Origin of the sequence: Ktedonospora formicarum (genome assembly GCF_016587355.1) — a bacterium.
In the GTDB taxonomy this organism is placed as follows: Bacteria; Chloroflexota; Ktedonobacteria; order Ktedonobacterales; family Ktedonobacteraceae; genus Ktedonobacter; species Ktedonobacter formicarum.
On sequence record NZ_BNJF01000004.1, the window covers coordinates 524674 to 546099 of the forward strand.

16 protein-coding genes are annotated in these 21426 nt (G+C 50.2%); 9 read left to right on the forward strand and 7 right to left on the reverse strand.

Going from position 1 to position 21426, the window contains the following annotated elements:
• Positions 1–142: 142 nt before the first annotated feature.
• The 4 genes from K3T82_RS33980 to nhaA all read right to left on the reverse strand — a co-directional run bounded on the left by K3T82_RS33980 (position 143) and on the right by nhaA (position 6733).
• Positions 143–2284 (reverse strand): APC family permease, encoded by a 2142-nt coding sequence (locus K3T82_RS33980; RefSeq protein WP_236031733.1) that lies wholly within the window; start codon positions 2282–2284, stop codon positions 143–145.
• Positions 2285–2711: 427 nt separating this feature from the next.
• Positions 2712–3182: a hypothetical protein gene (locus K3T82_RS33985; RefSeq protein WP_220196481.1), complete on the reverse strand. Its 471-nt coding sequence runs from the start codon at positions 3180–3182 to the stop codon at positions 2712–2714.
• A gap of 563 nt (positions 3183–3745) precedes the next feature.
• On the reverse strand, positions 3746–5059 hold the full coding sequence (locus K3T82_RS33990) for a cation:proton antiporter (protein WP_220197952.1): 1314 nt from the start codon (positions 5057–5059) through the stop codon (positions 3746–3748).
• A gap of 279 nt (positions 5060–5338) precedes the next feature.
• Positions 5339–6733 (reverse strand): Na+/H+ antiporter NhaA, encoded by a 1395-nt coding sequence (gene nhaA, locus K3T82_RS33995; protein ID WP_220197953.1) that lies wholly within the window; start codon positions 6731–6733, stop codon positions 5339–5341.
• A 253-nt stretch (positions 6734–6986) separates the two neighbouring features.
• Between nhaA and K3T82_RS34000 the strand changes: the two genes are divergently transcribed.
• The 6 genes from K3T82_RS34000 (at position 6987) to K3T82_RS34025 (ending at position 16342) form a co-directional block, all read left to right on the forward strand.
• On the forward strand, positions 6987–8366 hold the full coding sequence (locus K3T82_RS34000; protein WP_220197954.1) for an MFS transporter: 1380 nt from the start codon (positions 6987–6989) through the stop codon (positions 8364–8366).
• A gap of 347 nt (positions 8367–8713) precedes the next feature.
• The gene (locus tag K3T82_RS34005; RefSeq protein ID WP_220197955.1) at positions 8714–9856 is read left to right on the forward strand and encodes an RNA-guided endonuclease InsQ/TnpB family protein; all 1143 of its coding nucleotides are present in this window, start codon (positions 8714–8716) and stop codon (positions 9854–9856) included.
• A 1032-nt stretch (positions 9857–10888) separates the two neighbouring features.
• A complete protein-coding gene (locus K3T82_RS34010; RefSeq protein ID WP_236031734.1) occupies positions 10889–12751 on the forward strand; it encodes a reverse transcriptase/maturase family protein in 1863 nt (620 codons plus the stop codon).
• Positions 12752–13393: 642 nt separating this feature from the next.
• Positions 13394–13639 (forward strand): hypothetical protein, encoded by a 246-nt coding sequence (locus K3T82_RS34015; RefSeq protein ID WP_220197956.1) that lies wholly within the window; start codon positions 13394–13396, stop codon positions 13637–13639.
• A gap of 675 nt (positions 13640–14314) precedes the next feature.
• Positions 14315–14527: a hypothetical protein gene (locus K3T82_RS34020; RefSeq protein ID WP_220197957.1), complete on the forward strand. Its 213-nt coding sequence runs from the start codon at positions 14315–14317 to the stop codon at positions 14525–14527.
• Positions 14528–14911: 384 nt separating this feature from the next.
• Positions 14912–16342, forward strand: coding sequence for a cytochrome P450 (locus K3T82_RS34025; protein ID WP_236031735.1), 1431 nt, complete (start codon positions 14912–14914; stop codon positions 16340–16342).
• Here the strand turns inward: K3T82_RS34025 and K3T82_RS34030 are convergent.
• Together K3T82_RS34030 and K3T82_RS34035 are read right to left on the reverse strand one after the other, a co-directional pair.
• A complete protein-coding gene (locus K3T82_RS34030) occupies positions 16316–16570 on the reverse strand; it encodes a hypothetical protein (protein ID WP_220197958.1) in 255 nt (84 codons plus the stop codon). The genes K3T82_RS34025 and K3T82_RS34030 overlap by 27 nt on opposite strands.
• A gap of 12 nt (positions 16571–16582) precedes the next feature.
• Positions 16583–16903, reverse strand: coding sequence for a hypothetical protein (locus K3T82_RS34035; protein WP_220197959.1), 321 nt, complete (start codon positions 16901–16903; stop codon positions 16583–16585).
• Positions 16904–17733: 830 nt separating this feature from the next.
• Here K3T82_RS34035 and K3T82_RS34040 point away from each other — a divergent pair.
• The 3 genes from K3T82_RS34040 (at position 17734) to K3T82_RS34050 (ending at position 20731) form a co-directional block, all read left to right on the forward strand.
• A complete protein-coding gene (locus K3T82_RS34040) occupies positions 17734–18552 on the forward strand; it encodes a potassium-transporting ATPase subunit C (protein WP_236031736.1) in 819 nt (272 codons plus the stop codon).
• A gap of 35 nt (positions 18553–18587) precedes the next feature.
• Entirely contained in the window at positions 18588–20288 is a 1701-nt protein-coding gene (gene kdpA, locus K3T82_RS34045) for a potassium-transporting ATPase subunit KdpA (RefSeq protein WP_220197960.1), read from the forward strand.
• Between the two features lie 230 nt (positions 20289–20518).
• On the forward strand, positions 20519–20731 hold the full coding sequence (locus K3T82_RS34050; RefSeq protein ID WP_220197961.1) for a hypothetical protein: 213 nt from the start codon (positions 20519–20521) through the stop codon (positions 20729–20731).
• A gap of 91 nt (positions 20732–20822) precedes the next feature.
• Here the strand turns inward: K3T82_RS34050 and kdpC are convergent, their stop codons facing one another.
• Positions 20823–21422 carry a potassium-transporting ATPase subunit KdpC gene (gene kdpC, locus K3T82_RS34055; protein WP_220197962.1) on the reverse strand — a complete coding sequence of 200 codons (600 nt, stop codon included), beginning with the start codon at positions 21420–21422 and terminating at the stop codon, positions 20823–20825.
• Between the last annotated feature and the right edge of the window lie 4 nt (positions 21423–21426).

A 21426-nucleotide genomic window follows, 5' to 3' on the forward strand; every position in this document is an offset into this window, starting at 1 on the left:
GGAGGTGTTGGAACAAGTTTCTCAACAAGGTGACAAGTGTTGCTCATTTGTGTCATCTCGTCTCTCGTTTCTCTAAAATTCGGAATGAGTCCTGTCAGTCAGTCTGCGACGAGAAACGCACCCCCCTCAGCGTTCTGTTATATTACCAAGCAAGCGGTCTCACATGGCGCTGCGACCTGCCCATATGCTGTGGCAAATTGATGACCACAATGCCTGGTCGGAAGAGGAGTTTGGCTTTAAGGCGTAATACGGTTTGGTTGTGAAGAAAATACTCCCACCAGTGCTCCACGAGAAACTCCGGGAGAATAACTGAAATTGTTTCGTCTGGATGGCGTTGGCGAATGGTGTCAATGTAGGCAAGCAAGGGACGCAGGAGTGAACGATACGGTGATTCAATGAAGAGCAGATGCGTATCTTCATCCTCGCCGAAGTGCTGTTGCCATTTTATCCACGTCTGACGTATCTTCTGCGCGCGCTCGGCATCCATGACCACATGGACTGCGGTTACATGTGGCGTGATAGAGCGCCCATAGGCCAGGGCTTGCATCGTCACTTGATCAAGTCTGTCCACGGGAAGAATAACACGATGTTTGATCTGCTGCGGGTGTATTGGCACATCCGTTACGCGTTCTTGTTCAAAGACTCGATAATGATGGGCTATACCCAGGAACATGCCAACCAGTAGTGGAAGAAGCATGATCACGACCCAGGCCCCTTCCATGAATTTCATTGCCGCTATGATAAGGGCAACCAGCGCGGTGGTCATGGCACCAACGCTATTGATGATGAGACCTCTGCGCCAACGTTTCTGGGTGGCGCGCAGGAGCCACCAATGCCTGACCATGCCTGCTTGCGAGAGCGTGAATGCGATAAAGACTCCGACGGCGAAAAGATTGATCAGTTTATCTGTGCTGCCCTGGAACAGAAGCAGGAGGAGGCTCGCCAGGATGGCGAGCGCGACAATACCAACTGAGAAAGCAAGGCGGTCGCCCCGAAACGAGAATTGCCTGGGAAGAAATCCATCGTGTGCGAGCAAGGAAGCGAGGCGTGGAAAGTCCGCGTAACTGGTCTCAGCAGAGAGCGCCAGAATACCAAGCACTGCAAGTTGAAAGACCGGATAGAGCACAATAAATGGCCCGGTATCGCCATAGACCTGCTGGGCAATTTGCGCTACGACGGTTGGGTTGCCTGTTGGACTTGCCTGAACTGCATAGGTCATGGCAAGCAGCGTAATACCCAGGAAGAGTGCCCCAAGAATGAGAGCCATCCAGGTGAGGGTCGTGGCTGCATTGCGTGTCTCCGGCTTTTTAAAGAGAGGGATTCCATTCGAGATAGCTTCTACGCCAGTCATCGCGGAACATCCTGTGGCGAAGGCTCGTAGTACCAGAAGGAACGTCAATGGTTCGAGTGTCTGCACAGGTGCAAAGGTTCCAATGATTGGCTGATGCCGAAAGACATATGCTTTGATGAGGCCGACACCGATCAAGAGAATGGCATTCACAACAAAAAAATAGGTTGGGAAAGCGAAGATGGAACCAGATTCGCGTACCCCTCGTAGATTCAGCAGGGTGATAAGAATAACCAGTGCAATATCAAGCGGAACAATATAGCTATGAAACTGGGGAAAAAGCGAGACCATATTTTGCACGCCAGCCGAAATACACACGGCAACATTGAGGACATAGTCAATGAGCAGGGCAGCCGCCGCAACCAGGCCTGGAAGTTTCCCTAAATTCTCACGCGCCACTGTATACGACCCGCCTCCATTTGGGTAGGCTGGGATGGTCTGGCGATAGGAGATAGTGACAATGCAGAGCAGGAGCACAATGACGATACTGATCGGTAAGGTCAGGCCCAGATGGGCAGAGCCAGCAGCCACCAGATTGATAAGGATGGCCTCAGTCGCGAACGCCACCGAGGAGATCGCGTCTGACGAGAGCAGAGGCAAGGCTTTGAACTTGCTTAGACGTTCATGTTCCGCTTTCGCGCTGACAAGAGGGACGCCAATCAAACCACGTTTGAGCCAGTAAGCAGCTTTTGTAAGTCTCCCTTCCGGGATCTCTGCCGCCTCAGTCGCTTCTAAGGTCCCATGTCCAGCGCGCCGCAGAACAGGGTGCTCAGGGCGAATGATAACGTAGCGCATATCTCCCAGGCGGCTGCCATGTCGCTCTTCCCCTGGCGATGCTGCCAGATCAAAATCGTCTCGAGAGTTTCCATGACCTTCTTTGTCTTTTTTCTCGTCTGTCGACGCCATGCGGGCAAAAAACTGCTCTGGTTCTTCCATCTGTCTTCTCTCGCAAATACATTCAGCGTAATGCATCTTATGCTTCGTCCTTATCCAGTTTATCATATCGCGCCAGTACGCATACAGAGAGATGTGCGCCTATAACGTGTCAGAGGATGAGGAAGCTGGAGCATTGAGGAAAATCATAAAACCGTGGCGACGAAGAACGTCAGTTGGAGAGAGCGAAATGCTCACAATGAGAAGGATGACACTATTTAGGCAGGTGGGGCATTGTCGTATAATTTGTGGGCTGAGGACCATTCCATAAGCACTTGTCAGATATGTTGGCGGAGGCTTATTTACCAGATTTTCTTGTTCTCATCTTTTCTCACCTTTCGCTTTCATTTCGTAACAGCTTCTCAGCATTCGAAGCGTAAAGCCGATACAGAGCAGAAAAATGGCGACAGTTGCGACGACAATGATGAGATCAATCGCGATATCGGGCATTGTGATCCTCTCTTTCATCTCCTGACGATACCGAAGGAAGTGCGCCACTCGCCTGCCTCTGAGTTGCTTTGGCAGCCAAACGCACACGTACATCCATTGGAAACAGCTTAGGGAGAGAGTCCAGGGAATGAAACGACTCCAGATGTCGAGAACTCCTCCGCATTGCGAAGAAATTCACCATTGGAAGCTTTTCAACCAATGTATCCGCATCATCTTTGAACGGTGCCTTCAAGTGCTCCAGTTGAGCCACATGCAGGGTATTCTGTCCAGTGAGTTCGGAATGATTGATATCGAGCAGAATAAGGGGAAACGAAAGCTTACGCACGAGAGGGAGCGCCCCTTCAGTCGTACAGGCACATTGTATGTGAGACTCATAGGGCATCAGGTTGCGTGCGACCAGATTCCGCAAAACTGTATCGCCCTTTACCGACAACATGTGTGTTTGCAGCATCTCGATGAGTATCTTTCCGTATGTTTCTCGCGACAGCTCACTCTTCACAGCTTCACTCTTACATATTACTGCGGATGTGCTCAAAGCTGACTCAAGAGAGCGGATGCACATCTCAAGATTTGCTTAATATTTTTGATATGAGCAGGGGGCGATGGAGGCTGGAGGTAATGTTTCGCTGATGCAGCGAGGTGCAAAAAACTGCATAGTATGCTACAACATCTGCCTCTTATATTTGGACGGCTCATCTTTTCAGGATTGCCATTGAACACACATTGCGACTGCTTTCTCCTTCAGAGAAAGCATATGAGCAAGCATCGTTCGGTCCATATTTTTACTGGGATGTAGAATGTTTGCGACTGATGCCTCTGGCAGGAAGTACACATATCACATGCGTACTTCCGCAGAGATCGTCACATCACTCAAGAACTCTGCCAGCCGGGCCATTGGATCCGCTGGACACTATAGTGGCAGTCATAGATTCAATACTCCTAGAAAAGACGTTCAGTACTGTACAGTGGTCAACAGCGGCAATATGTGCCGCCGTTTTCTATGTGTTTATATTGCTATACAGATGTTTCTGCCACCTGTTCTTCCGATGCTTCTGCACTTGGAAGAGGTGTCTGTAGCGAAGGGATGTGTTTGAGGAGCCAGCGTAAGGTAATCCCTTGTATGAGCAAGGTAAAGAAGACCACTGCATAGGTCGAGACCACTAAGATAGAGCGATGGGGAATCTCTGTGGGCAGGGCCAGAACCAGAGCCAGAGAAAGAGCTCCACGCAGACCACTCCAGAAGATCACTAACTGCCATGAGCGAGGCACGTGCTGTTTCGGCCCCATCGCCCTGACCCTGGGTGAGAGCGTGAGCATCGAACGAGCAGCCACCACCAGCACCAACGCTAGCCGTGCGACCAGCACAACACTCACCGCAAAGACAGCCACCAGCAGCGTCGTCATCTCCTCTCCTGGAACCAGAGGAAGTGCCAGTGGATTGAGTTGTACCCCTACCAGAAGAAAGATTAATGCATTCGCAATAAATGCCAGTACACTCCAGAACTGGTCCACAGCAACCCGAGAGTTCTCAGACAAACCCACCCGGCGTCCATAGTTACCTAGCACCAGGGCCGCCACAATCACCGCCATAATGGCAGAGAGATGCAATTGGTCCGCTACGAGATAGACGCCATAGGCCGTAATGATGGTGAGCGTCACTTCCATGAGCGGTTCATCAATTCGTTTGACAATGCGGCTCATAAGCCAACCCACGAGAAGACCAAGTGCGACCGCCCCTCCAGCCTCAATCAGAAAGGTCAATACGCCCTCACCCCAGGCTTGAAGCCCTCCAGAGGAATGTCCTTGCATTGTGAGCAGGACGACTGCAAGAAAGGTTTGGTAGAGCGAGCCGGCCACCCCATCATTAAACAAGCTCTCCCCCTCAATAATGGTTGAAAGCCGTTCATCTACGTGGAGCTGACGAAAGAGGCTGAGGACAGCAACCGGATCAGTGGGTGAGAGAATAGCCGCGAGTAAGAAGGCGGTTCCCCAATCGAGCCCATCGAGGATATGCAAAATGCTTGCGATGACACCAAGTGAGAGGAGAAGCCCAGGTCCAGCCAGGAAAAAGATTGTGCGCCAATGGGCTCGGACGAGATGCCAGCGTATAGACCAGGCTCCTTCAAAGAGCAAGGCAGGTAAAAAGACAAATAACACTAGCGGTGGGGTCAGATGAACATTTGGGAGAAGACCAAACACACTCAAGCCCAATCCGATAATAACTAAACCGAGCGTATAGGGAACGGCAATCCGTCGTGTGATCGCAATCGTCAATAAGGCAATCGCCAGAAACAGTACCAGGTAGCCCTCCAGTGAGGGGATATTCATCGTGTTGTCCTTTCATTCGAGAGGGATGGAAAAATGATATTTACATTTCCCGCTTGTACAGCATAATAAGAATAGGTCTTTTAGAATAAATTAGAATAAAGAAGAGATGAAAAACATTCAGATTCCCAGGAAGACGTCGGCTTTCAGGGGATCATAGAGATGCAAACAACCACAGACACATCCTTCCCATGTACGGTTCCACCTTTCGGCTTTGTGAACGAACTTGCTGCTGCACACTCACAATAAGCGCAAGAGATACAGAATGGCAAGCTTCTACTGTTACTGCTCGCAAATGTCGTGATCGATGGTGTGAGCAGCGGGCTCCTGTGGAGTTCCGCTGAGACGTAACAGGAGAAAGCCTCCAACGCTGGAGAGAAGCAGGGCAAGTAAGATGGCAACCTTGGCTTGTTCCAAAAACGCACTTTGTGTGTCCCCAAATGCCAGATCCGCAATAAATAGAGACATAGTAAACCCGATACCACCCAGCCATCCTATACCATAGATGTGCTTCCATGTAATACCTGTGGGCAATTGCGCCCACTTTAGCTTGATCACGCTCCAAGAAAAGAGCAGAATACCCAGTTGCTTCCCGACGAGCAGCCCAATGAGAATCCCCAGACACACAGGGTGAATGAAGACGTGAGAAAGGGATGCGAGCGTCAACGTGACTCCCGCATTGGCCAGAACAAAGAGGGGGAGAATGGCAAATCTGACGGGAATGTGCAGTGCGTGTTCGATCCGTTGGAGTGGGGCCTGAATGGCTTCCGTATGCACTTCCAAGGCACGAATGGCTGCTTGTTGACGCTCATCCATAACAAGGCCAAGACCGAGAGCACGTCCTCGGGCAAAGGTTGCAAGCATCTCCTGGCTTTGCTGTATAAATGTGGAGGCATTCAGACGGGAGCGCACGGGAATCATCCATGCCACCAGGATACCAGTAATGGCCGCATGAAGTCCAGAGGCAAAGATTGCCAACCAGAGCAGAAAGCCCAGCAGGAAGTAGATCAAACGACGGCGAATCCCAACCAGATTACAAAGCAGCAATACCAGAAGTAGCAGGCTTCCAAGGAAGAATGCAGGCCAGGAGATGCCATGAGAATAAAAGAGGGCAATAGTCAGCACCGCAAGCAGATCATCAACAATGGCTAACGCTGTCAGGAAAACCTTGAGCGCAAGTGGGATGTGTTTCCCAAGCAGGGCCAATACTCCAAGTGCAAAAGCGATATCTGTTGCCATGGGGATTCCCCACCCAGATGAAGCTGGGGTTCCCCAGGTAAAGATCGTGTAGAGGAGGGCTGGGAAGATGGCACCTCCAAGAGCGGCAATGAGAGGCAAGACGGCCTGGCGAATCTGTGACAATTCTCCCACGAGCATTTCACGTTTGATTTCGAGTCCCACGAGCAAGAAAAAGAATGCCATGAAGCCATCATTGATCCAGACGTGCAAAGGATAATTTAGTTGCAAGCTGGAGAAACCAACTATGAAGCGGTGTTCCCACAGAGTATGATAGCTGTGAGAGAAGGGCCCATTTGCCCAGAGCAAGGCGATGATGGTGCACAAGAGCAGCAGCACACCACTTGACATCGTGGCATGGGTAAACTCCTGAAATGGACGAATCAAGATATCTGGAAGTCGGCTCGTTTTGGGATACTTCAAAGCTGATTTGTGAAGCATGCGCTTTCCCTTTCCTCTATCTCTCCTTCTCTCTTCTCCTCCCCTTCCACCTCAACATCGACGCATCCAAGCGCAAGCATGCAAAAGGAGCACCGATTGCCGACCAGGCTTCCCGGCACTCCTTTTGCAGAGGAACGAATCCTCTTTTGCTTCCAGTATACGAGACACGCAACGAAATCGCAAGGTATGAGCGTACTCAAAAAACCGCTGCCCTGAATGCATGTGCTTCATTCTCGCAAGGAGATCTACCGGAATGAGCAACAGTGCAGTTTGTCTCTTTTCCAAAGCCCTTGCATTCAGAAAGAAGGGAGCATTAGAATCTACAGAGGCACTCTTGATGCCCGGAAAGAAGGTGGGCCCTGTTAGGATGAATACACCGCTTTGGAAACAACGTAATTTCATGCTCCTGTGGAGCGGGCAACTTATCTCCTGGATGGGAACAGAGGTTTCAGGGATAGCACTTCCTTTAGTTGTGCTGGCTTTAACTGGCTCCTCCGTACAGGCTGGAGGGGTTGCTGCTATACGAGGTTTTGTCTATATTTTTTGGGCAATTCCTGCTGGAGTACTCATTGATCGCTGGAACAGAAAAATCGTGATGATTCTCGCAAATCTTGGCAGCGGTTTAGCAATGGGCAGTATAACCCTTGCACTCGCATTCCATACTCTTTCTGTCACCCAGCTCTATATCATAAGTGCTATTGAGGGATCATGCTTTGTTTTTGCTAATCTGGGCAGATTTGCCGCTTTCCCAAGGGTTGTATCCAAAGAACAATTTCCAGCGGCCGCTGCACAATCTGGCGCAGCAAGCAATATCGCTTTACTTGTAGGCCCTCCTTGCGGAGGATGGTTATATCAAGCGACAGGAGGCGCTCTGGCTTTCTTTGTTGATGCGCTTTCCTATGGCATCAATGCCTTTTCTCTTTTCTTTATCACCACATCTCTTGGCCCGGAAACTTCGCCTGACCGAACAGCCATTCATCATGAAATCAAAGAGGCATTCGTATGGCTTTGGCATCAGCCACTCCTTCGCTTCTTAACTATTCTTACAGCAGGGAGAACCATTCTTTCTGCTGGGCTCTATTTACTCATCATTATCCTTGCCAAAGAACACCATACGCCGTCCTCATTGACTGGCCTTCTCTTCGCTATCGGCGCTGGCGGAGGAATTTTAGGATCGTTAGCCGCAGCAAAAATACAGAGTCATATATCACTCAAAAAATCACTTCTTATGGTTTCATTGATGAGTTTTCTGACCTTCAGCTTCTACCTATTCGCTCTCAATTATATTCTTCTGGCAGGAATTACCATGCTCTTTTATGCCATAGATCCACTCTATGATGTGACTACATCCTCCTATTCAGTAAAGGTTATTCCAGATAGAATAAGAGGTAGAGTACTGAGTCTCATGCGCATGGTGGTACTCGGAGCTTATTCATTTGGCTTCTTTCTCACTGGCAACCTGCTTCAATATCTAGGAAGCAGGTGGACCACTGCGATTTACTCTTTGCTGCTGTTGCTTCTCTTTCTGGCTACTGCAAAAAACAAACATTTGGTGTTCACAAAAGATGTTATCCCCAGCACGGGCGATAGCAAGCGCGTAACAGTTCCTGCCTCAGAGGATCGTTCATCGTAGTAGGCAGGTGCTTTTTTAAGCGTTGGCCATTGCTGTTTGTCATGTCCAAAGACTGTGAGTGCGACCTGCTCATGTTGTACCAGATCGAAAAGCTTCTCACCATCTCGTGCAAAAACGTGAGTCACACCCCGTACTCAAGGGAAGCTCAAGGTACACAGTAAAAATTCTTCCTGTATGCCTTTGCTGATATCCCGGGGTATCTCAATTCGGCAACACAAATGGCTATAGTTGATTTTACATTCTCTAGACAGATGTAGGCAAAAAAGGACATATATCCCTCCTTGCCAAATCGATGTTTTTCTGGTATATTTGTTCTACTTTCGAGATAGATGGAGGAAGAGCAACCGATGATCCGTGGGTATCGGGGAGAACTTGACCTCAATAATGCACAAAAGACGCTCTGCCGTAAACATGCTGGAGCCGCTCGCTGGGCGTACAACTTTGGTCTTCGCCGCAAACAAGAGGCCTACAAAGCTGGGCAGAAAACGCCCACCGCTATCGATCTGCATCGCGAGATCAATGCCCTCAAACCCTCTCACCCTTGGATGCATACGGTCAGCAAATGCGCCTTTCAAGAAGGATTGCGAGACCTGGATGCCGCTTTCAAGCACTTCTTTCGCAAGTGCCGGCTCAAAAAAGAAGGCGCCTGGAAAGGCTCATGTGGCTATCCCCGCTTCAAAAGCCGGAAGAAAGCCATCGGTGGTGCCCGCTTCACCGGGAGCATTCGAGTGTCTCCTGATGCCATCCAGTTGCCCCGTTTGGGGGTGCTCCGACTCAAAGAGCATGGTTATTTCCCTCTGGGCAGCAAGATTAGCAGTGCCACCATCCATGAGCAAGCAGGCAGATGGTATGTCTCCATCTGTGTGCACGAGGAAGCGAAAGACCCCCAGCCAGCCACAGGCGACGTGATTGGAGTTGACCTGGGGATTAAGCGGCTGGCGACCCTCTCTGATGGACGTACGTTCGAGAACCCCAGGGCGCTGCGCAAGAAACTCACGGCACTCAAGCGAGTCTCGCGACGTCATAGCCGCAAAGCCAAAGGATCACGCAATCGCCAGAAAGCCAAGCAACGCCTCTCGCGAATGCATGCCCGGATTGCCAATGTGCGCAACGATGCCTTGCACCAAGCGACCGCTCAGATCGTGGCGAGAACCAAGCCCGATGCCCAGAGGCCGCGTGTGATCGTCTTAGAGGATTTGAACATTGCAGGCATGCTCAAGAACCGCAGGTTATCTCGAGCGATCGCTGATGTGGGTATGTACGAGTTCAAGCGGCAGATCCTCTACAAAGCCGAACAGGCAGGGGTGAAGGTGCTGCTGGCCTCGCGCTGGGAGCCTTCTTCAAAAACGTGTTCGTGTTGTGGATGGGTCAATGAGGCGCTCACCCTTTCGGATCGAGTCTTTGTCTGCCTGGAATGTGGAAGCGTACAAGACCGAGATGCCAACGCCGCCAACGTGCGCCGCTTCGGCGTGTATCAGATCTCCCTCTAAGAGGGATGAGGTTGAGAGGAAAAAGACCTTAAGGACACCTGACCAACCTGGCGGGGAAACCCAAAGGGGAAAATAGCATGTCACGGAAGTGCGCCCAAAGAGGCACATGATCTTCTGTCGTGCGAGAGCGCGACCTTACTCAGGCGAAGTAAGTAACGCAGCCCCTTACTTCCCGCCGAAAGGTTTGGGGGGGACTGTAGCATGGGGTCAAAAGTCTATTGAAACCCTAACACCAAGGGTCAGAAGATAGGCAGCGAGGTCGTCTATGGTCAAGGCATGATTGCTTCAACTCTAGTCGTGGCGGAATACATGCGTCCTGTGGGAGTGGTGTCATCGCCCATGTCTGATGGTAGCCATGAACTTTCCCGGCGTGGTTACAGCCTGCATCAGAGCCAGCTCGTAGGGAACGAGAAACGACGTACGGAGGGCCTAAGGACGAAGCGAAGATGATGTGTAACTTGGGGATCGCCTACCATCCGAGAGGGTCAGGGCGACGGAGTGGTAATAGTATTGCGCCCATGTGGCATAGAAGTCTCTGCCTCGGAAGAGGTATCACTGGAGTAATGTGATTAAAGCAGCATCTTATCTACTCTCACAAGAAAGTAGAGACACCTTTACCCGAAAGGCGTGAGGGGACAAGAGCATGATGTGAGTAAGGCCGATGAAGTTCGAGTACCGCGAGCCAGATGTCGGTCAGCTAGGTCGTGCGTGGTGAAGACCGCATTGTTTGAAACCTAGTCGTGGTGGACCAGGCGCAGCCCACAGGATACGGTATGATCGCCTGTGCTGGGTGTTGTAGGAAAAGCTACTATTTTCCTGCAAAACTCCCACCCAGACCAGCCCACAAGGAGTGGGAAACGACGGACGGGACACCTGAAGCACGAAGCGAGACTTCTAGAGCAACTTGGGGATGGCCTACAGCCCGTGAGGGCCAGGGTCACGGAGGAGTCGTAGTACTCTCTCATCAAAAGTTTTTTTTTTTTTTGAGAAGGAAGGACTCTAGGGAATCTGCTTGAATTTGAGGAGGTTGACTTGGAGAAGTCACAAAAGACCTTACACAGACTTGAGCGCCTACGACACCTGAATACAGACAGGAACTGGGTAAATGATGACCTTTATCGATTACTGTACAAAGAAGATTTGTACATCGTTGCCTACGAAAGGATCAAATCGGCCCCAGGAAATATGACCCCAGGATCTGATGGAAAGACCATTGACGGAATATCCATGAATATGATCCAACAGATCATCGAGGAGATGCGAACGGAACAATTCCAGTTTAAACCCGTCCGAACCGTTTACATCCCCAAATCAAATGGGAAAATGAGGAAATTGGGGATTCCTTCAACACGCGACAAAATTGTGCAAGAAGTGATCCGTACCATTCTTGAATGTCTTTATGATAGCCCACATGGCCCCTACTTCCATGAAACCAGTCATGGCTTCCGCCCAGGCCGCAGTTGCCATACAGCCCTGCGAGAAATTCGAGGGAAATGGCCTGCTCTCAACTGGTTTTTGGAGGGAGATATTCAGGCGTGTTTCGACGCCATCGACCATGAGGTTTTAGTGAGCCTCCTTCGGAAGAAGATTCAAGATGAACGCTTCCTTAATCTCATCTGGAAACTCCTTCGAGCAGGATACCTGGACTTGCAAGAAGCGAGACACGACAGCCTGGCAGGAACCCCACAGGGCGGATTAGCCAGCCCAATCTTGGCAAACGTCTATCTCCATGAACTCGACGAGAAAATGGAAGAGATACGCAAACGCACGGAACGAGGCGGGGCAAGAAAACACCCCAATCCGCTTTGGAGAAAATTGTCAGCACAAAAACTACGCTTAGCTAAGAAAGGAGTAACGCGCACCAAAGAATTTAGAGCATTGGTACGTCAAATTAGAAGTATCCCTGCGGTAGAAGTGAACGATCCCAACTTCATTCGCATCAAATACCTGAGATACGCGGATGATTGGCTGGTCGGAATCTGTGGCCCTCGTACACTTGCGGAACAAGTGAAGGAAGAATTGAAAACCTTCCTGAGTCAACGTCTCAAGCTCACCTTGAGCGAAGAGAAGACCCAGATCACCCATGCCCGCAAAGAACAGGCCCACTTTTTAGGAACGCGATTAGCCATTGGCAGAGAAGGAGTCCAACGCGTCGTGACGACCAACAATGGCTCAGGCAGACCGATTCAACGTCGATCCACTGGCTCAGAAATCGTTATGACAGCTCCACGAAATGAACTGGTCAAGAAACTCCACGCCAAAGGGTTCTGTACAACTACAGGGCACCCAACAACGAAGCTCGCATGGATAGACCTCGACGCAGATCAAATCATTCCTCTTTTTAATGGCATCAATCGGGGGATACAGAACTACTACCGGTTCGCGGACAATTTTGGGCATCTCGCCCAGATCCAATATATCCTCAAATTCTCACTTGTGATGACGTTCGCAGCCAAATACAAACGCCCGGTCGGTCAAATCTTCAAACGTTTCGGCAAAACCCCAACCATCATGATCAAGGCAAAAGATGGAAAGAAAGACCGACGCGTTGCCTTCTATGCGAACAGCGACTGGAAAAAGCAACGCAATGGCTTCCAGATCGGGCAGGAGGAAGTGGACCGTCTCCAATGGAGCATTACCATGCGAACCCGCTCAAAACTAGGAATGCCCTGCTGTATTTGCAACAGTGTCCAACAAGTAGAAATGCATCATGTCCGCCATATTCGCAAAACAGGAGGCAAGAAACCTGTAGGAGTCAATGCGATCCTACAGATGCTGAACCGGAAACAAATCCCTGTCTGTAAGACATGCCATCAGAAGATTCATCGCGGAGATTACGACGGATTGAATCTCTCAGACTTGGCATACAACCCGTACAAACGGGAAAAAACGTAGGAGATTCCGTGAGAGCTGGATGCGGTGACAAGCCGCACGTCCAGTTCGGGAGGGGAGGGTTGGTGTTCTTGAGCAATCAAGACCTGGCCTTCTACCTCACGTTCGCCAATGGGAAACCATTCGTTGAGCGAAGTACCACAGGAGGCCAGACTCAGGAAATGATGGTTGACACGGATGTGTCATGAGACCATCGTGGGAGTTGCATTGAAAAGATGCGGGTCTCTGGAGAGCCTGGTGCATAGAAAGTGTGCATGCCATGGTTCGTTCGGGGGAGGACGGTTGGAAACGTGCCGAGAGGTAACGCGCTGGCCGTCTATCCTACAGCGGTTAAACAGGAAGGTATGTGCTGTGACGCACCGCAAGTCCTGTACGCATGGTGAAACCTCTATTGGCTGAACCCCAGTTTCCAGCGGTCTAAGCGTTGGCTCATCACACCATACCTGAAGTGATGTCATCGGAACACGCATATATTGTTGGCATATGCGTCACCCTCTCTCCGATGAGCGACCAGAAGTGATCTGGTTCAAGGAAACGAACGGGGCACCTACACGTACTCAACGTCTGATAGGCGTAAATGCGGGATCATCTACGGGCGCAAGCCTACGATGACGGAGCTTCCATAGTACTCAAACGATCAGGGCAATGCCTGATACAGGGGGAAGGGAAGCAGGAAGTATCGTCGGGGATGGAGAGGTGCGCGAGATGCGCAACGCCTACCTCCATGAAGCGACGAGAAACTGGAGAGCCGGATGCTGTAAAAGCAGCACGTCCTGGTTCGGGAAGGGGCGGATGAAAACGTACCGCAAGGCAACGCGTCAGCCGCCTACTTCACAATCTCGCGGCATTGGCACAATGAACATAGCGTACCGCAAGTTCTGCGGGAAGTGACGCCTGTGGAGCAGAGGTAAGACGAGCGAAAGGCTTGCTCTCTGCAGTGAAGCAGGAACCGAACATTGTGTATAGCCTGTCTATATATGGGTAAGTTTCGGAGAACGGAAAGATCCTGCTGACTAGTGTCCGTGTGCATTTGTTACCAGGATGATCTCTCTCTACTACGCTAAAATGAATACCTAATCAGACAAATGAATACCCATTCAATCGAATGATATCCTGAAAATCGATGATTGTCAACGACAAATCATCGAAAATGGTGATGTTCTCTTATCGTTCTCAAGGCGACTAGGGAGAGCTCTCTGACTTCTCTACATATGTTTTCGTGGTTTTGCTCTCAATGAGGTCAGGGCTACAACTGTGCAGAAGCTCCAACGAATGCTTGGTGTGTATTCTCAGAGCATCCCACATGGACTTCAGTTTTAAAGGGCTTGTTGCAACTGATGATGGCTGGTTGGCCTTTGACGAGCAGGATATGTTATACTCTGAAATAGAAAGTTCTTTATGAAGAACAAGGAGCACCGGGAAGTCTGGTCGGTCTACACTCTCTTTGTCGTTTTCAAAACAAAGAGATAGGGGAGATAGTAGGCAATCAGATGGAACCAGGTGCTTTTTCTTTTTGGGAAAGCATCGTTCTGAATGAGACAACATAGCTAAAGAAAGGAACACTACATGAGCGTGCTACGATTTTTGCCATCGTCCGTCACGACACTTTTCAGCCTCTACTGTATAATCTGGGGGCTCATTGCCTCGTCTGTAACCATTCAAATGAGTGGTGGGGCCGTATTTATCGGGCTGCTGTTCTTGTTGCTGGCCTATGCGCATCTTCGTTTTGCACTTTCCTACAAGCACAGCAAAATGACACCATCCGATCAAATTGGGTAATTTTTCTGATGGCAACTGATGTCATTTTCTTCCATTCATCATTGAGGGGGGCCGCCAATTGCAGTATCGAGCATCCCGGCCCTCCTCTACTTCCTATTTTTCTTCGCCCAGTAGGACAGACCCGTCCCCATTTCATTTGGAAAGACTCGTTTATCTCAGGAGGGCGATGCATTTCTTGATCGGCGGATGGTGATCAGAAATGAGCATTTCTTTCCTAGTTGATGTATGGAGTGCCGGGAAGGCTGGTCGGCAGGTCCACTCGGTGCGCAATTACTTATCGAAGAGCGGAACCGAGGGAATCTTTTCTGTTTCATGCATGCTGCATACAGAGCATGTACAGTTTTGGTCTGGATCTCAGGCTGAGAAGAAAGCGAGTCACTCCCTATGGCAACTGTCACGACGACCCCACAACCACAGATGATCCCCGGCCCTCACGCACTTCCCTTGCTGGGGTGGCGAATGAATCTCCTCAAGGTGTACCTGAAGCCTTTTACGTATTTGCCCTGGTTACACCGGACCTATGGCAATATCGTCGCGCTCGCTCAAGATCATCCTCACCATATCTGTGTTTTTGGGCCGGAGATGAATTTTCGTGTGCTTGCAAACCCTGATCTCTTTGGAACAAGCGCTGCACCGCTGGTGAAGCTACCGAAAGATACCGCGCTAGGGCGCCTATTTTACCATGGTTTGCCCTTGCAAAATGGTGAGCGACATAGGCAGCACCGACGCTTGATGCAACCAGCATTCCATAAGAAGCAGATCGCGCAATACCATGCTGACATGGCGCTACTAACGCAACAGATGCTAGATCAATGGCAGGCAAGGGCCACAGCAGGAGCGACTTTGGATGTACTCACTGAGATAAAACAATTGACCCAGCGGATAGCTGTGAAGACCCTCTTTGGGATGGATGATCAAGCGGAAATAGAACGTATTGGTGGCCTCCTGCAAGCGTTGAAAATAGCCCCACTGGCACTGGCCTTGCCACTCAACGTGCCAGGATCCCCTTATCATCGCGTGCTCCGTTTAGCCAAGCAGATGGAAGCCTTCACGCACGCACTCATTACCAAAAAGCGCCTCCAGCCCGAGGCAACTGATGTGCTGTCAGTCTTAGTACATACACATGATGAGGATGGTGCACAACTCAGTGACGATGAACTGATGAGTAACATTTTTACACTCTTTGTAGCCGGACATGAGACAACCTCGCACACACTTACATGGACGCTCTTCCTGCTGGATCAACATCCACGCATTTGCTCAGATCTGCTTGATGAACTCGAAGGAACAGCGCATGGAAGCGTCCCAACGCCAGAGCAACTCATGCGTCTCTCGCTGCTTGATAACGTGATCAAAGAGAGTTTGCGCCTGCTCCCTCCTGCCAGCATTGGGGTACGGGTCACCACGACCGCGTGTGATCTTGGCGGGTATCCCCTTCCCGCAGCAGCCAGCGTTCTCTACAGTGAGTATGTTACGCATCGATTACCAGAATTGTACGAACACCCTTCATGCTTCATGCCGGCACGTTGGGGCACCATCAATCGCACTCCCTATGAGTATTTGCCATTCAGTGCTGGGCATCACCGTTGCATTGGAGCGGAATTTGCGACATATGAGATGAAGATCGTGTTAGCGATGCTACTTCAACGCTATAGGCTCTCGCTTATTCCCAATACGAAGGTGAGCACCAATATCGGGATGCGGCCCTCCCCTGGCATACCCATGCAGATCTTTCCTCAGGATCGGCAGTTCCGCCAGCCTCCTACAGTACGTGGAACCATCCATCGCCTAGTCGATATACAGCGGAGTTGGTAAGAGTACAGCGGTAATCAGCAGCGCTGCCAGTGGGTCGGCCCACCACCTACCTAGAAAAGTATTGACGAGGAGACCCATGAGCGTTACCGCTGCTGGACCAGCACCTACTGCGGTCAACACGCCATTGCCTCGCAGCACGCCATTGTCCAGTGGAGCGGCAAGACGGATTTTTCCATAGGTGAGCGGTGGAAGAATGCAAACGGAAAGAACGGCAATACTCACGCCCATGGTCGATGTCTCCTATGCTGTACGTGTGAGAAGAGAATGGGCGGCTTGTCCCACAATGTAGAGTCCCGCGACTAGAAGAGTGATTCCAACGCTGAGTGTGGCTTTCTGTTCGGCTTTTTTGCTCGGAGCACTTCCGTGAGCTTCTTGCCAGAAGCACCAGACCAGAATGAGGGAGGCCAAAGAGTCAATCGCAACATCGAGCCCAAAACCAAGTAGAGCAACGGATGCGGCTGAGATGTCTGTAACCACGGCAGCTGTTCCAGCGATAGCATTCCATCCTAGCGACAGATATTCTAAGCGTAACCCGCGTGTGTGAAGAACAGTTCGACCCAAAATATTCTCCAATTCATCAATTCGCTTCTCTTATTATACCTCATCTAGGATTGGAAACTCTTTGTCCCTAGTTTTTGCCCTATTCGACTGCGCCCTGATTTACGTCTGTATGGCACCGCCCAGAACAGGATATCCAAGCGGAACTTGCCCCTTTTGTGACTGCCATGATCAATTATTTAGCGTCACCTATTGTGAGGTACACTTTCTTACCGAGTATCAAGGAATGTCGCAAAAGGACTTGGTTGAGCGACTGGGCATATCTTTTTCAGGAGCAAAATCACAGGTGCTACATGCACGTGAAAAGCTCAAGTAACAGTTACGGGACTGTTGCCATTTCGAGTTTGATCGCCTCGGTTTGAGTCATCGGTTATCATCCTCACTGTGCCTGTTGCCAGGAATATGCGAAAAATTCACCACAATGACCTGACCGTGGGAATGCGAACATAGCAGTTTTGTGGCTTTGGCACATTATGCTTGTATGGAAACACATGTGAGGGGATGCTGTTTCATTGCTGGTAAAGGTGATGGTATCTATGTATCTCTTTTCCACTCGCATTCACACATACCTTCTTTATGGATGTATGCTCTTTGCGAACAACACTCGCATATCTATTTATAATGCGCTACTTACTTTTGCTTCTTTACTTGCTTAAAGTCATATTTTACTCGTGCCAGGGTTCTTTGAGCATTTTTTGAATGCTTGGCACGGTTCTCTTACTCCTCTTTGATATAGAGAATGCTAGACTACCAGGCATAGGAAGAACATGAGAAAGCAGACGTTTCATTTTGCTTTCTCAGTAGAAGATCTTGCAAGTAAGAGGATCTACGGTATGCGACAGAACCAAGAAAAAGCCGATGTACCTGCCCAAGAGCATGCAATTGCCCCTCTCATGCCCTGGTATCATTGCTTTTCTCAAGAAGGGCGTGAAATCATTCATACTTCCTGGGGAGCATTGAAGCTGTTTTGTCTTCTCTTGTTGGTGTGCGGAATACTCTTTCCCGCCCTTGTCTATGTGATTGGACAAACGCTCTTTCCCGATCAAGCAAATGGAAGCCTCATTTACAATCAGCAACAGCAGGTGATTGGCTCACGTCTCATCGGGCAGCAGTTTACTCGTCCTGAATATTTTCATGGTCGCCCAAGCGCCGTAGGGTATAATGCGGCAAGCTCAAGTGGTTCCAATATTGGCCCCACCAACCCTCAACTCATTGAAGGCAATGGCAGTATAGTCACGCTTCAACCTGGCGCTCCCGTTCCACCCAATGCCATCCCTATCGCAGATAAAGCGCATACCTACTATCTTCCTGGTACGTATAATGGCGTCAAAGCCTATGCGGAGCAGTTTCGCAAAGAGAATAATTTGTCGCCAACAATCCTTCTCCCCGCCGACATTGTCACTGCCAGCGGAAGTGGTCTTGATCCGCATATCTCGGTCGAGGCTGCACGCTTGCAGATCAATAGAATCCTCACGGTGCGACACGCGTTAGGCGGCAAGAATACGGTACTCTCAGTTGAGGAACTACGAGCCCTTATTCAGAAACACACTGACGAGCGCGATCTTGGCCTCTTTGGTGAGCCACGTGTCAATGTGCTAGAGCTCAACGTTGATCTGGATGCGCGCTATGGCTCTTCACAAGCTAAAAGGTAGCAGCTTGTGGCATGTCGTAAAGAGGATAATAACAGATGAGTGTCTTTGCTTGTATACAGTATGGGGTGTTCCTGTGTATTGTGGCTCTCCTGGTAAAGCCGATGGGTATCTATCTCAAGCGTGTGTTTGCGCGTGAGCATACCTGGCTCGACCCGCTTTTTTGTCCGATTGAGCGTACAGTGTATAGGGTTGTCAGAATTGACGCCGAACGCGAGATGAACTGGAAGCAGTACAGTCTTGCCTTTATTCTCTTCACGCTCATTGGCACACTGGCATTGTATGTCCTCCTCCGAGTACAACACCTTCTCCCCTGGTTTGACGCTGCGCACATGTCAACACCTATGACTCCTGACCTGGCCTTCAATACTGCCATTAGTTTCTCGACCACAACGACTTGGCAGGCATATGCGGGCGAGACAACAATGAGCTATTTTACCCAGATTGTTGGTCTTGCCACACAAAATTTTCTCGCAGGGGCTGCGGGTCTCGCAGTTGGTATCGCCTTTATACGAGGGATAGCCCGTGAGCGAACGGAATCGCTGGGAAACTTCTGGCGTGATCTGGTACGCGCGCTTCTCTGGGTACTCCTCCCTATTTCACTGATTGGAAGTGTGCTCCTCATCTGGCAAGGAGTACCTATGAACTTTCATCCTTACACAGAAGTGAGAACACTCGAAGGGGGCACACAGATCATCGCGCAAGGACCTGTCGCTGCGCTTGAGTGGATTAAGAATCTGGGTACAAATGGGGGAGGATTTTTCAACGTCAATGGTGCTCATCCCTTTGAAAACCCGACTCCCTTCACAAATATATTGGAAATGCTAGCAATCGTAGTCCTGCCTGCTTCATTGACGTATACCTTTGGTCTGATGGTTGGCAATACGCGCCAGGGATGGGTGCTCTTCTGGGTCATGACCACCCTCTTTATCGCGGGTTTGCTGCTCTGTGGGTGGGCAGAGCAACATGGCAATCCTGCGCTCTCGCCCTATATGACCAGCGAGGGGGGCAATATGGAGGGAAAGGAGGTACGCTTTGGCATTGGAGGGTCAGTGCTTACGGCGATCACCACATCAAACGGCGCGACTGGCTCCTACAACTCCATGCATGACAGTTACACACCCCTGGGAGGTGCAATTCCACTTCTGAACATGTTGCTTGGCGAAATCATTTATGGTGGCCTGGGAACAGGGGTCTATAGCATCATTATGGTCGCGCTCATTGGGCTTTTCCTGGCTGGCTTGATGATTGGAAGAACGCCAGAATACCTGGGGAAGAAAATTGAACCACCAGAGATGAAGCTGCTTGCGCTCTATACGCTCATTGGTTCTGTCTCGGTTGTGACCTCCACCGCACTTGCTATCGTCATCCAGCCAGGACTTGCTGGTCTTACAACAAATGGCGGGCCTCATGGGCTGACAGAGATTCTTTATGCCTTTGCCTCCTCGATGGCCAATAATGGGCAAAATTTCGCAGGCCTGAGCGCGAATAGTCCTTTCTATAATGTCGCGACCGGACTTGTTATGTTGCTTGGGCGTTTTGGATTGGCTATTCCTGCGCTGGCGCTCGCAGGGAAGCTGAGCAGGCAGAGCCGCAGGCCCATGACGCCAGGCAAGCTACAAACTGATTCCGTCCTTTTTGGAACGGTGATCATCTTTACCGCGCTGATTGTTGTTGGGCTGACATATGTTGCGGTTCTCGCTCTTGGCCCCGTTGTTGAGCAGTTTCGTATGGGCTGATGGAGAGATCTGATTGCTTGAGACGTTGGGATATGTCACACTTATATAAAAGAAGTTTCTCTATACAGAACAAGGTGCACCGGAAAGTCTGGTCGGCCTGTGGTCTCTTCATGCGTTTCCTGAGGAAAGGACGTAAGGAGGCAGCAGGCAATCAGGTGAATACCGGTGTTTTTCTTTTGTGGAAAAGCATTGCTCGTCATGGGGCAACTGTCTGAAGAAAGGAATGGAACATGAGCGTTTTACGTTTCCTGGCACCGTTCGTTTGCACACTCTTCGGCCTTTACTGTATCATTTGGAGTCTCCTCTTCTCATCTTCACCAACGTCGATGCGCGATGGCGCTGCCTTTATTGGGCTGCTGCTCCTGGGGCTGGCTTATGCACATCTTCGCTTGGCACTTTCCTACAAGCATAGAACGACGACGCCATCTGAGCAAATTGGGTGATTCATTTTTGTCCCTTTGAAGGCACGTTTCTTGGTAGGAAACGTGCCTTCAAAGGGACAATGGATAAAGGGTATATACGTCAAATGACGAGCTACGATGTTAGCTTATCCAGATCCAGATTGAGTTGTAGAACATTGACATGCTCCTCACCAAATATGAAGAGGAAGCGACCCTGGATATGATCATCGATCAATTTCTTGACAACATCCTGGCTGAGACCACGTTCACGCGCGATACGAGGAATCTGGAAGTTCGCGGCAGCAGGGGTGATATCGGGGTCCAGACCTGATCCCGACGAGGTGACCAGATCGACAGGGACAGGCACTCCTGGATTCTCCTTCTGCAACTCCTTTACGCGCTCTTGTACCGTGTCGGTCAAATTCTGATTGGTTGGTCCCAGGTTTGAAGCCGAGGAGTTTGCCGCATTATATGGCTCACTCTTGCTGCTATCAGTTGACGAAACAGTTGCGGAGGGGCGTCCATGAAAATACCTCGGTGATGTCCACTCCTGCCCAATCAGGTCAGAGCCCACAAGTGTACCATTGTTATAATGCAGGCTCCCATTGGATTGATAGGGGAAGATCAGTTGCGATAATGCAGTCACGACCCCTGGGTACAGAAGCCCAGTCACAATCGTCAAGAGTAACGTAATGACGATGGCTGGTCGAATATATTTCAACGCGATATTCATCGAG